An 11,180-nucleotide genomic window follows, 5' to 3' on the forward strand; every position below is an offset into this window, starting at 1 on the left:
CGGCTCACGGGCAGGCACAACGTGGCAGTGCCCGTGGAACTCGCCGAGAACGCCAGACGAACAGGCGGTGCACAGCACCGTCACCCTGGCCCTCGTCGCGCCGGGCGCCCTCAGCCCAGCAGGTGGTCCATCCGGAACCCCAGCAGTTCCCGCAGCACGATCGAGGTCGAGGTCCGGCGGATCCCGCGGCACCGCATGATGCGCTGGGTGATGTCGTAGACGTGGTCGGCGTCGCGCGCGGCGATCTGGATCATGAGGTCGGAGTCGCCCGAGATGCCGAGGCACTCGACGACCTCGGGGATGCCGGACATGTCCTCGACCATCCCCTCGAACTCGTCCTGGTCGACACCCGCTGTGACCAGCGCCCGCATCGGCAACCCCAGCCGCGCGGGGTCCAGCCGGGTGGAGTTCCGCCGCAGGCTGCCGTCGGAGGCGAGCCGCTCGAGCCGGCTGTGCACGGTGCCCCGCGCGAGGCCGAGGGTCATGGCGAGCTGGGCCACGGTGGCGCGGGGATCGGTGTCGAGGGCGACGAGGATGCGTCGGTCCGTGTCGTCCAGGGTGGTCACGTCGACCAGTCTAGGGGGAGGTAGTCGCCCGGAACTGGTCGGAACGACCAGTGTCGTGGGAGTCGGTTGCACGATCCGCCCGGTTGGCGTGTCATGCGGACATGACCACGACGATCAGCGTGGGCGGCTACCTCGCCCGCCGGCTCGAGCAGCTCGGCATCGGACACCTCTTCGGGCTGCCCGGTGACTTCAACCTCGCCCTGCTCGACGAACTGCTGGCCGCGGGCGGGTTGTGCTGGATCGGGTCGGCCAACGAGCTGAACGCCGGCTACACCGCCGACGGTTACGCACGGTTGCGACGCGGGCCGTCGGCGATGGTCACGACGTTCGGGGTAGGGGAACTGTCCGCCGTCAACGCCCTCGCCGGGAGCTACGCCGAGGACGTTCCCGTCGTGCACGTCGTGGGCCTGCCCCCGACGAGGGCGATGAGCGACGGTGCGCTGCTGCACCACTCCCTCGCGGACGGCGACTTCGGGCACTTCGTGCGCATCGCCGCGGAGGTGACGGCGTCCGCCGTCGTGGTGCGGTCGCAGGGGGCGGTCACCGCCATCGACCAGGCGCTGCTCACCGCGGTCGGCACCTCCAAACCCGTCTACCTCGGGATCCCCGCCGACGTCGCCGTGCAGCAGGTCTCGGCCGCTCCGCTGTCGCGGCCGTTGCGGGTCCTGCGCAGCGACGCCGGGGCGGTCGAGGAGTTCCGCGCCGCGATCGGGGAGTTCCTCGGGGACTCGCCCGAGGTGACCGTGCTGGCGGGGCCGCGGTTGCACCGCCGTCGCCTCGAGGAGCTGGTCCGGGGGATCGCCGCGCAGAACGGGGTCCGGGTCGCGACGCAGTCGGCGTCGAAGGCGCTGCTCGACGAGTCCCACCCGGCGAACCTCGGAGTCTACGCCGGCAAGTTCACCCGGTCCGCCGACACCCGCCGCTTCGTCGACACGGCGCACCCGCTGGTCCTCGCCGGGGTGGTGATGACGGACTTCCTCACCGGCTCCTTCAGCCACGGCTTCGACCCCGACGCGGCGGTCGACCTGCAGCTCGACCACGCCCGCATCGCCGGGACGGCGTTCTACGGGGTGTACCTCGAGGAGTCGCTGCGCATCCTCGAGGAGGTGCTCGACGCGCGGTCGCCGCGCCCCGAACCCCTTCCGCGCCAGCAGGTCCCGGCCCTCGAGCGGCACGTCCCCGCCGAACCCGACGGGCCGCTGACCCACGCCGACCTGTGGCCCCTGCTGCAGCAGTGGCTGAACCCGGGGACGCTGCTCGTCGCCGAGGCGGGGACGTCGTTCTACGGGGCGCTGGAGCTCACGACCCCCGACAGCTGTGACCTGCTGGGGCAGCCGGTCTGGTCCTCCATCGGGTACACGCTGCCCGCGACCCTCGGCGCGATGCTCGCCCAGCCGGGACGCGAGACCGTCCTGGTCATCGGTGACGGTTCGGCGCAGCTGACGATCCAGGAACTCGGCCGGATCCTCGCCGAGGGGCTCACCCCCACGATCCTGCTCGTCAACAACTCCGGGTACACCGTCGAACGGGCGATCCGCAGTCCCGAGGCCGCCTACCATGAGGTCGTCGCGTGGGACTGGACCAAGCTGCCCGCCGCGCTGGGCTCGCCGGGAACCCCGACCCACCGGGTCGCCACCCCCGCCGACCTCGTGGAGACGCTCGACAAGGTCCGCGCGGACCCCGACCACGCGGCGTTCGTCGAGCTGGTCCTGCCGCGCGACGACGCCCCGGACTCCCTCGTGCAGCTGGCCCGGAGCATCCGCTGACTCAGTGCGCCGGGAAACCGGCGAGCACCTGCAGGAACTGTCCGTAGGTCCCCTGCGCCTCGGCGAACCGGAACGGCTTCGCCTCGTCCACGACCACCTGCTCGACGTCGGGCTCCTCGCGCAGGATCGCCATGACCCCGTCGAGGAAGGCCGGCAACGGCATCGCCCGGTCGTCGTCCTGCTGGCCGCCGAACTCCGTCCGGACGGCCGGCGGCACGATCTCGACGACGTCGATCCCGCTGCCCGCGAGCTGCACGCGCTGCGTCTCGGAGTAGGAGTGGATCGCGGCCTTGGTGGCGCTGTAGGTGGGGGAGGCCGGGAGCGGGACGAAACCCAGCCCGGAGCCCACGTTGACCACCGTGCCCCCGCCCCGGGTCGCGAAGAACGGCACGAACAGCGACGACATCCGCAGCGGACCGATGAGGTTCGTGGTGATCACGTCGATCGCCGCGTCGAGGCTCTCGCCCGTGCGGAGGTCCTCGTAGAGCGCGATGCCGGCGTTGTTGACGAGGACGTCGACGTCGGGGAAGCGGGTGGTCACGTCGTCGAAGGCGGCCCGGACCGAGACGGGGTCGGCGACGTCGAGCTCGACGGCGGCCAGGCCCGGGTGGTCCTGGACGATCTGGTCGAGGAGGGCTTTGCGGCGACCCGCGACGACGACGGTGTTGCCCTCGGCCTGCAGCCGCTGGGCGAGGCCCAGGCCGATGCCCGCGGTGCCGCCGGTGATGAGGACGGTGCGTCCGGTGATCTTCATGTCCCCACCCTGCGCCCGCGGATCCCGTCGCGGGAGAGACCCGGTCGTCCAGGGATCGGCGGTCCCTGGCTGCGCCGCGGCCGCGGAGCGAGGATGGTGGTGTGGACCGACCCGGACTCGCCGACTTCCTGCGCCGCCGCCGCGAGGCGCTGCGACCCGGCGAGGTCGGGCTGCCGCCCGGTGTCCGTCGTCGCACCCCGGGGTTGCGGCGGGAGGAGGTCGCCGCGTTGGCCGGCATGTCCACCGACTACTACGCCCGCATCGAGCAGCAGCGCGGCCCGCAGCCCTCGGACCAGGTGGTGGCCGCGATCGCCCGGGCGCTGCGCTTCGACCTCGACGAGCGCGACCACCTGTTCCGCCTCGCCGGGCACCGGCCGCCCGTGCGGTTGCGCCGCGAGGAGCACATCGCCCCCGGGTTGATGCGGGTGCTGGACCGCCTCGACGACACCCCGGCGATGATCGTCTCCGACCTGGCCGAGACCCTGGTGCAGAACCGGCTCGCGATCGCCCTCCTCGGCGACCAGCGCCACCACGCGGGACCGGCGCGCAGCCAGTTCCACCGGTGGTTCACGGATCCGGAGGAACGCACGCACTACCCGGAGGACGACCACGAACGGCAGACCCGGCTGCAGGCCGCCGGGTTGAGGGCGGCGTTGTCCCTGTCGTCGGACGCCCGGGCGCGCGAGGTCCTCGAGGACCTCCTGCGGCGCAGCGCGGAGTTCCGCGAGGTCTGGGAACGCCACGAGGTGGAGGAGAAGACGGGAACCCGGAAACGTCTCGTCCACCCGCAGCTGGGGGTCCTCGAGGTCGACTGCCAGAGCCTGTGGACCGAGAACCGCGCGCAGGCCCTGCTGGTGTTCACCGGCGTCCCCGGCACGGAGGCGCAGGAGAAGCTCGACCTGCTGCAGGTCATCGGGACGCAGCAGTTCGCCCGGTGACCCCCCGGCGGACCCGCAGCCACAGGTGGTGCTGCACCCGCAGCGTCACCACCGCGGCCAGCAGGATGCAGGCGAGGTTCAGCACGAGTTGCCCCAGCGCGCCGAGCGCCGTCCCGTACTGACCGGTCACGACGCCCGCGGCGAAGTCGGCCGCGGCGGGAACCGTCGTCACGCTGATGAACACCCCCACCAGCGGTCCCGCCTTCGCCGACGTCAGGGACAGGGTCCCCGCGATCCCCGCCAGCACGGCGACGATGACGCTGAACGCGTCCGGGGAGGCGACGAACGACGTGAGCGGCCGGCGCCCGTCGAGGAACTCCTGCGGCACCAGCCCGACGAGTCCGAGGACGAACACCGCGGCCGCCGTGACCACCACGGCCAGCGGGAAACCCAGCGCGAGGGCCCGCACCGGTCCGGCGACGAGGTCCCGACGGCGCCGCACGATCGCCACGGCCAGGGCCGCGAGCGGGCCGAACTCCGGACCGAGGACCATTGCCCCGACGATGAGCACCTGCGAATCGGTCAGCAGGCCGACCGCGGCGATCAGCGTGGCGAGCACCAGGAACGCGTAGTACGAGGCGGAGCCGGTGGCCCCGCCGTCGGCGGCGTTCTCGACCTGCTCCCAGATGAGGGCGTCGTCACCCGCGCCGGGCGCCGCCTCCTCGGCCTCCCGGATGCGGCGGCCGAGGGCCGTGTCGACGGTCTCGAGCACGATCGACCCGGACTCCTCCAGGCCCAGCGCCTGCAAACCGTCGACCACGGCGTCCACCGCCTCGCGGGCGACGTCGGCCTCCAGCAGGTCACCGGGTGGGAGCAGGCAGGCGCCGACGTGCCGGACGACGTTGGTCACCCCCGCGTCGGCGCGCAGGACCTCGAGGGCCGCGGACGTGGTGGCCGACGGGCAGATCAGCCGCAGGTGGAGGACGCTCACCCCGCCATGCTGCCGCAGGTGCCCGGCTTGACCCCGGAGACCGGGTGGGAGAACCTCGGAGCAGCGCCCGTCACCCGGGCGCCCGGACGAGCCCGCCGTACCCGGTCACGCGACAAGACGGCGGACGTGAGGTTCTCGTGTCCTGGATCGTGCTCGTCGTCTCCGGTGTGCTGGAAGCGGTCTGGGCCACCGCCCTGGGCCGCTCGGCCGGGTTCTCCCGCCTCGCACCGACCCTCGTGTTCGCCGTCGCGCTGCTCGCCAGCACGGCCGGTCTGGCGTTCGCGATGCGCTCCATCCCCACCGGGACGGCCTACGCCGTCTGGGTCGGGATCGGCGCCGCGCTGACCGTCGGCTACGCGATGGCGACCGGGGCCGAGGCCGCGTCGCTGGCGAAGGTGGCGCTGCTGCTGGGCATCGTCGGCTGCGTGATCGGCCTGAAACTCCTGCACTGACCCCTGCCGGTCGTCAGCCGAGGCGGGTTCAGTCGAGGTGAGGGAGGTGGGCGGCGTAGGCGGCCCGCAGTTCGCGCAGGCGCAGGTTGTTCGCGGTGCCCCAGGCGGCCCAGTCGACGCTCCCGCCGTCGAGCGCGATCGCGAGCTGGTCGAGGTGCAGGTGCCAGGCGGCCAGCGACATCGGCACCCACTCGTCGTCGCCCTCGACGATGTTCGTCAGGCGCAACCGGGTGCGGGCCCGGAGGGCACCGACGTCGAGGGGTTCCAGTTCCCACCGCAGCCGGCCGTGCTCGGAGTTCGTGTGCTCCAGCAGGTTCGGGGCGTCCATGTCGACGATCTCGCCCGGCCACCACTCGAGCTCACCGGGCGGGCCCGTCAACCACTCCAGCGAGAACTCGCCACCGACCTGCAGGTCGGTCCGCAGGTCGGCCCACCAGAGCCGGGTCAGGGCCGGGACGGTCAGGGCGGTCCACAGCGCGGCGACCGGGTGGTCGTAGTCGCGGGCCAGGCGCAGGGTGGCGCGGTCTCCGCCGTGCAGGATCGCGTCGCCGATCGGTTCGATGCTCACGCCACCATCCTCGCGCACGGCGTCGTCCGCGGTCCGCTACCGGTGCTCGTCGCGGCGCGGGACGAGGGGCAACGCCGCCAGCGGGGCGAGGGCGACGAGCGCCATCGTCGAGGGGTACCCGACGGCGGTGACCAGCGCGCCGACCCCCGGCCCGACGGCGGAGGCGGCGAGGAACTGCCCGGTGTTCTGCAGCCCGAGGGCCTTGCCGGACCAGCGCGGTCCGGCGGCCTCGGCGACGGAGGTGAACGCGAGACCGTTGTCCGCGACGCTGACCGTCGAGGCCACGACGAGCACCGCGGCGATCGCCACCGGCCAGTGCGCGTACCCGACGGCGGCCAGCAGGGCCAGGACGAGGACGCCGGACACCGCGAGCCAGCGCAGGACGCGGACCCGGCTGCCCACCCGGTCGCTGAGGACCCCGACGACGATGCGGCCCAGCGCGCCGACGAACTGCGCCCCGCCGACCACGACCCCGGCGAGCGTCTGGTCCCAGTCCAGCCCGACGGTGAGCCACACCAGGCCGAAGGTCGACAGGGTGAACTGCGGCAGGACGAGCAGGACGGACACCAGGTGGATCCGCAGCAGGAAGTGGTCGCGGCGGTAGGGGTTCTCCGAGGCGGCGTCGGTCAGCGCTGCGCGCGGCGGGTTGCGGATCCCGGCCGCGCACGCGACCGCCAGCACGGCCAGGACCCCGGCGCCGAGCAGCAGCGGGGCGCCGATCCCCGCGGAACCCGCCAGCGGCGGCACGACGAGCGCCGCCACGGCCATCCCCAGGGGCTGGGACATCTGCCGCAGACCCATCGCGAGGCCGCGACGTTCGCGCGGGAACCAGCCGACGACGACGCGTCCGCTGGCGGCGTTCGTGCTGGCCGCGGCGGCTCCGCCGAACCCCAGGGCGAGGCCCAGGGGGAGGAGACCGGACGTGCTCGCGGCGACCGCGGCGCACACCGCGGTGAGGGCCAGGCCGCCGGCGATCACCCAGCGTTCCCCGACCCGGTCGGCCAGTGCGCCCCACGCGACCAGGGTCAGGACCATGCCCAGGGTCGGCGCGGCGGCCAGGGTCCCGGCCTGCGTCAGCGGCAGCCCGCGCTGCAGGTGGAGGAGGGGGATGAGGTACACCGGCGTGCTCACGAGGAGGGTCCCGGCCGCCTGCGCCGCGATCCCGAGGGTGAGCATCCGCCACGCGGCCGCGGGAACGCGGGGCGCTGCGGTGTACGTTGGTGGCATACCAAAACGGTATCCCACGAGGAGGCGACGTGTCGGACGGTCCCTACGAGACCCTGCGGGCCGCCGTCCTGGGGTTCGAGTTCGTGCCCGGCGAGAAGCTCAGCGAACGCGGTCTCGAGGAGTTCCTCGGCGCGTCCCGCACGCCCATCCGCGCCGCCCTGGTCCGACTCGAGAACGAGGGCCTGACCGGGCGGGTGGGTCGCGGCTGGCGGGTCGCACCCATCGACCTCGCCGAGGTCCGGGCCGTCACCGAGCACCGCGAGGTCGTCGAGACCGGGGCGCTGGCCCTCGCCGTCGAGCGCGCCACGCCCGCTGAACTCGCCGCGGTGCGGGCGCTCCTCGAGGCGGAACCCGTGGCCGACGACGAGGAGAGCGGCCTGCGGGGCGGCAGCGACTTCCACCTCGCGCTGGTGCGGTTGTCCCGCAACCCCTTCCTGGTCGACTCCCTCACCGGCGCGATGACCCGGCTGGCCCGCACCCGCTGGCTGGAGGTGCGGACCGCGGCGTCGCGCGAACAGGCCCGGGCCGAGCACCGGGGGATCCTCGACGCCGTCGAGGCCCGCGACGCCGACCGGGCCGCGGAACTGCTCCGCGCCCACAGCCGGGGGACGGCGGAGCGGTTGCTCGCCCACCTGGCGCAGGAGCGGCGCCGGTTGCGCGGGCGGGGTTTCTCGATCGTCGAGAGTTCGACGGCGCCGCCCGCGCTGTGAGCGGCGGTGAGCGTCGTCAGCCGGGCCGCACGCTGCTGGGGATCCGGTCCCGGTCGTAGGTGATCGTCGAGTAGCCGTGCGGCGCAGGCAGTCCGTCGGCGCCGAGGTTCACGAACACGATCTTCTCGATGGTCAGGATGCTCTGCCGGGTGATCATGTTGCGGACCTCGGCGCGCATCGTCAGCGAGGTGCGACCGAAGGCCGTCGCGCGCAGCCCCATCTCGACGAGGTCACCCTGCTGCGCGGAGGAGACGAAGTCGATCTCGGAGATGTACTTGGTGACGACGCTGCCGTTGCCGAGCTGGAGGATCGCGTAGATCGCGGCCTCCTCGTCGATCCAGCGCAGCAGGCTGCCGCCGAAGAGGGTGCCGTTGGCGTTGAGGTCCTCGGGGCGGACCCACTTGCGCGTCCGGAAGGTGATCTCTTCTCCGTCATGTCCTGACATGAAGACAGCTTAGTGGGCTGTTCCGTCGACGAGGAGGAGCTGGATCGCGTCGTCGACGAGGGCGTCGCCGAGCTCCTGAGGGATCCGGTGGGAGGCGATCAGGGAGGCGACGCCCTGCAGGGTCGCGACGAAGAGGAGCTTCGTCCGCTGCCGGTCGGGTCCGCGGAAGCGGCCGGCCCGCAGGTCGGCGTCGAACAACGCGTCGAAGGTCGAGAAGAACGCCGCGGCAGCTTCCCGGACGCTCTCCGCGGCGTCTGCGCCCTTGGTGGAGAACATCAGCTCGAGCAGTCCGGCGTCGGTGACGGCGAAGCCGACGTAGGCCGCCGCCACGCTGCGCAGACGGTCGACCAGGTCGACGGGGTGGGCGGCGCCCGCCGTGGCGACGTCGTGGGTCAGTCGCGCGAAGCCGCGTTCGGCGAGGGCGACCAGCAGGGCCTGACGGTCGATGAAGTGACTGCGCGGTGCGCCGTGACTGACGCCGGCCTGCCGGGCCAGCTCGCGCAGGGAGAGGTCCTCGACGCTGCCCTCGCGCAGGGTCCGTTCCGCCTGGTCCAGCAGGACCGCGCGGAGGTTCCCGTGGTGGAAGGGCTGGCGCGTCACGCTGTCAGGGTAGCGGTGAAGTAGACGTTGACTATTTGACTAGACGCTGCCTAGTATCTTGTCTATGCCTACATCTGCGGCGACACCGCTCCCCGACCTCACCGGCCGCACCGCGATCGTGACCGGAGGCGGCAGCGGGATCGGCGCGGCCACGGCCCGGGCCCTCGCCGCCCGGGGCGCCCGCGTCGTGCTCGCCGTCCGGAACCGCGAGAAGGGGGAGCGGGCCGCCCGGACCATGCCCGGGCAGGTCGAGGTCCGGGACCTCGACCTGGCGGACCTGGCCTCGACCCGCTCCTTCGCCGCCGGCTGGGACGGGCCGATCGACCTGCTCGTCAACAACGCCGGGGTGTCCGTCCCCGACCTTCGGCGCACCGCCGACGGTTTCGAACTGCAGTTCGGCACCAACCACCTGGGCCCGTTCGCCCTGACGAACCTGTTGCTGCGCCACGTCTCCGGCCGGGTGGTCGCCCTCTCCTCCCAGGCCGAACGGATGGGGAGGATCGACCTCGACGACCTGGGCCTCGAGCGGACGAAGTACGTGGAGTCCCGGGTCTACGCGGCGTCGAAGCTCGCGAACCTGCTCTTCGTCACCGAACTACAGCGCCGGTTGACCGCGGCCGGATCTCCCGTCCTCGCCGCCGCCGCGCACCCGGGCCTGGTGACGACGAACATGACCACCGGGAGCGGCGGCGCGGTGACGAGGCTCCTGGTGCGCCTCCTGGCCCAGGACCCGGACCAGGGCGCCCTGCCCGTGCTCCTCGCCGCAACGGGAGACGTTCCTCCGGCCGCCTTCACCGGTCCCGAGCGGTTCGCGCACATGCGTGGCGGCGCGATGCTGATCGGACGGTCCCGGCAGTCGAAGGACCCCGTCCTGGCGAGCCGGTTGTGGTCGGCGTCCGAGGAGCTCACCGGAATCGGTTTCGGTCTCTGACCCGCCCGAGGCCGTGAGCACACTTCCTCGTGCAGAAGTTCACGCGCTCGGTCTCCATCCGTTCTGACCCGAGGGCGCGGTGGCGGGGCCGCGCACGGCCCCGCCACCGGTGTCAGCAGGCCGGTTCGACCGCCACCCGGGCGCCGGTGTCGACGTAGGTGTTGCCGCTGACGCGCAGCCGACCGGGGGCGATGACGCCGCCGTACTTGCTGCCGTGGCCGAAGCGGTTGTCGCGGAAGACGACGCTGGAGTCGATGTTCGCGCTGCACTTCACGTTGACGGAGAACGTGCCACCGTCGAGGTAGTTCTTCTCGAACACGACGTCGCGCAGCCGCTTGGTCCCCGTCTCGGTGCCCAGCTGCACCGCGGAGTTCAGGAAGTCGTCGTCGCCCGCGGTCCGCGGGTCCAGGGTGTTGTGACGCACCAGGATCCGCTCACCGCTGGTGGACTGCAGGGCGTCGGTGTGGACGCCGTCGTGGCGCACCAGGGCGTGGATCCAGCTGTCGACCACGGTCACGTCGTAGCCCAGGCGCGGGCCGTCCTGGGTGCCGCGCACCTCGACGCGGCGCAGGGTGTAGTCGCTCCAGCCGATGGCGTTCTCGGTGCCGCCGTCGCCGCCGTCGATCTCGGAGTCCTCCATGACGAAGCCCTCGGCGTCGGTCAGCGCCACCGCCAGCTGGCGGCCGTCGGTGCAGGTGACGCGGGACCCGCGCACCACGACGTGGGCGGCGCGGACGGTGAGGCAGCCCATGTCGAGGCCGGTGAGGACCGTCCCGGGCGTGGTGACCACGACGTCACCGGCGGGGGTGAGCTTCGTGCCGGTGGGGACGCCGGTGGAGGCGGCGTTCGGGAAGCCGGCGGGGATGCCCGTCGCCGTCGCCGGCACCAGGCGCAGGACCTTGAACACGGTCTGGGCGAGGTACTTGCCCTTGTAGAGCTTCGCCACGAGCGTGATCGAACCGCTGTGCCCGCCGAGGTCCACGGTGGCGCCGGCCCGGTAGCTGCCACCGGCCGCGGTGCCGGCGCCGAGGGTCCCGACCTGCGTGGTGCCGACGAAGTAGGTGCCGCGGTCGAAGGCCACGGGGGTGACGAGCTCGATCTCGACGTCCGTGGCCGGGATGCGGGCGTTGTTGACGGTGACGCCGTCGTAGTTCATCACGGGCGTGACGGCGGCCTGGGCGGCCGGCGCGACACCGGCGCCCGCGGCCAGTGCGGCCAGGACGGCGGCGGTGGCCAGCAGGGCGCGGGGGCGGCGGGGGCGGCGTTCCAGTTCAGCTGCAGCACCCGACATC

General features: G+C 72.9%; 12 protein-coding genes, 1 pseudogene and 1 riboswitch. Of the genes and pseudogenes, 5 read left to right on the plus strand and 8 right to left on the minus strand.

From position 1 onward, the window contains the following. Nucleotides 1-110: 110 nt before the first annotated feature. Entirely contained in the window at nt 111-566 is a 456-nt protein-coding gene (locus AC0I8G_RS18345) for an Lrp/AsnC family transcriptional regulator (protein WP_471731223.1), read from the minus strand. A gap of 101 nt (nt 567-667) precedes the next feature. Between AC0I8G_RS18345 and AC0I8G_RS18350 the strand changes: the two genes are divergently transcribed. Continuing rightward, nucleotides 668-2,332, plus strand: a complete 1,665-nt coding sequence (locus AC0I8G_RS18350) for an alpha-keto acid decarboxylase family protein (RefSeq protein ID WP_471731224.1) — start codon at nt 668-670, stop codon at nt 2,330-2,332. Nucleotide 2,333: 1 nt separating this feature from the next. Here AC0I8G_RS18350 and AC0I8G_RS18355 read toward each other — a convergent pair whose 3' ends face one another. Continuing rightward, the gene (locus AC0I8G_RS18355) at nt 2,334-3,086 is read right to left on the minus strand and encodes an SDR family oxidoreductase (protein WP_471731225.1); all 753 of its coding nucleotides are present in this window, start codon (nt 3,084-3,086) and stop codon (nt 2,334-2,336) included. A gap of 101 nt (nt 3,087-3,187) precedes the next feature. Between AC0I8G_RS18355 and AC0I8G_RS18360 the strand changes: the two genes are divergently transcribed. Continuing rightward, on the plus strand, nt 3,188-4,024 hold the full coding sequence (locus AC0I8G_RS18360; protein WP_471731226.1) for a helix-turn-helix transcriptional regulator: 837 nt from the start codon (nt 3,188-3,190) through the stop codon (nt 4,022-4,024). Here AC0I8G_RS18360 and AC0I8G_RS18365 read toward each other — a convergent pair. Next, complete coding sequence (locus tag AC0I8G_RS18365; protein ID WP_471731227.1) at nt 3,996-4,955, minus strand: DUF389 domain-containing protein; 960 nt, start codon at nt 4,953-4,955, stop codon at nt 3,996-3,998. The two genes, AC0I8G_RS18360 and AC0I8G_RS18365, sit on opposite strands and share 29 nt — an antisense overlap. A 60-nt stretch (nt 4,956-5,015) precedes the next feature. Beyond that, nucleotides 5,016-5,082, plus strand: a riboswitch (guanidine-III (ykkC-III) riboswitch). Nucleotides 5,083-5,092: 10 nt separating this feature from the next. On the opposite strand from AC0I8G_RS18365, the gene AC0I8G_RS18370 reads away from it, so the two are divergent. Then, entirely contained in the window at nt 5,093-5,407 is a 315-nt protein-coding gene (locus AC0I8G_RS18370; protein ID WP_328294083.1) for a DMT family transporter, read from the plus strand. 28 nt (nt 5,408-5,435) lie between these two features. On the opposite strand, the gene AC0I8G_RS18375 is transcribed toward AC0I8G_RS18370, so the two are convergent. After that, entirely contained in the window at nt 5,436-5,975 is a 540-nt protein-coding gene (locus tag AC0I8G_RS18375) for an SRPBCC domain-containing protein (RefSeq protein WP_380257408.1), read from the minus strand. Between the two features lie 36 nt (nt 5,976-6,011). Continuing rightward, the gene (locus tag AC0I8G_RS18380; RefSeq protein ID WP_471731228.1) at nt 6,012-7,202 is read right to left on the minus strand and encodes an MFS transporter; all 1,191 of its coding nucleotides are present in this window, start codon (nt 7,200-7,202) and stop codon (nt 6,012-6,014) included. A 29-nt stretch (nt 7,203-7,231) separates the two neighbouring features. On the opposite strand from AC0I8G_RS18380, the gene AC0I8G_RS18385 reads away from it, so the two are divergent. Beyond that, on the plus strand, nt 7,232-7,912 hold the full coding sequence (locus AC0I8G_RS18385) for a GntR family transcriptional regulator (RefSeq protein WP_471731229.1): 681 nt from the start codon (nt 7,232-7,234) through the stop codon (nt 7,910-7,912). Nucleotides 7,913-7,928: 16 nt separating this feature from the next. On the opposite strand, the gene AC0I8G_RS18390 is transcribed toward AC0I8G_RS18385, so the two are convergent. Both AC0I8G_RS18390 and AC0I8G_RS18395 read right to left on the minus strand, forming a co-directional pair. After that, a complete protein-coding gene (locus tag AC0I8G_RS18390) occupies nt 7,929-8,357 on the minus strand; it encodes an acyl-CoA thioesterase (protein WP_471731230.1) in 429 nt (142 codons plus the stop codon). A gap of 9 nt (nt 8,358-8,366) precedes the next feature. Next, nucleotides 8,367-8,957, minus strand: coding sequence for a TetR/AcrR family transcriptional regulator (locus AC0I8G_RS18395; protein ID WP_380159254.1), 591 nt, complete (start codon nt 8,955-8,957; stop codon nt 8,367-8,369). A gap of 64 nt (nt 8,958-9,021) precedes the next feature. Between AC0I8G_RS18395 and AC0I8G_RS18400 the strand changes: the two genes are divergently transcribed. Beyond that, entirely contained in the window at nt 9,022-9,888 is an 867-nt protein-coding gene (locus tag AC0I8G_RS18400) for an oxidoreductase (RefSeq protein ID WP_471731231.1), read from the plus strand. A gap of 112 nt (nt 9,889-10,000) precedes the next feature. Here AC0I8G_RS18400 and AC0I8G_RS18405 read toward each other — a convergent pair. After that, nucleotides 10,001-11,180 (minus strand): annotated as a pseudogene (locus tag AC0I8G_RS18405) (hypothetical protein); the annotation flags it as partial.

The sequence above is a fragment of the Kineococcus sp. AC630 genome, assembly GCF_979255925.1.

What these genes read in the sequence shown, in the direction of transcription:
- AC0I8G_RS18350 (WP_471731224.1), top strand. Translation starts at nt 668, where the DNA reads ATGACCACGACGATCAGCGTGGGCGGCTACCTCGCCCGCCGGCTCGAG.
- AC0I8G_RS18355 (WP_471731225.1), bottom strand. Translation starts at nt 3,086, where the DNA reads ATGAAGATCACCGGACGCACCGTCCTCATCACCGGCGGCACCGCGGGC.
- AC0I8G_RS18380 (WP_471731228.1), bottom strand. Translation starts at nt 7,202, where the DNA reads ATGCCACCAACGTACACCGCAGCGCCCCGCGTTCCCGCGGCCGCGTGG.
- AC0I8G_RS18390 (WP_471731230.1), bottom strand. Translation starts at nt 8,357, where the DNA reads ATGTCAGGACATGACGGAGAAGAGATCACCTTCCGGACGCGCAAGTGG.
- AC0I8G_RS18400 (WP_471731231.1), top strand. Translation starts at nt 9,022, where the DNA reads ATGCCTACATCTGCGGCGACACCGCTCCCCGACCTCACCGGCCGCACC.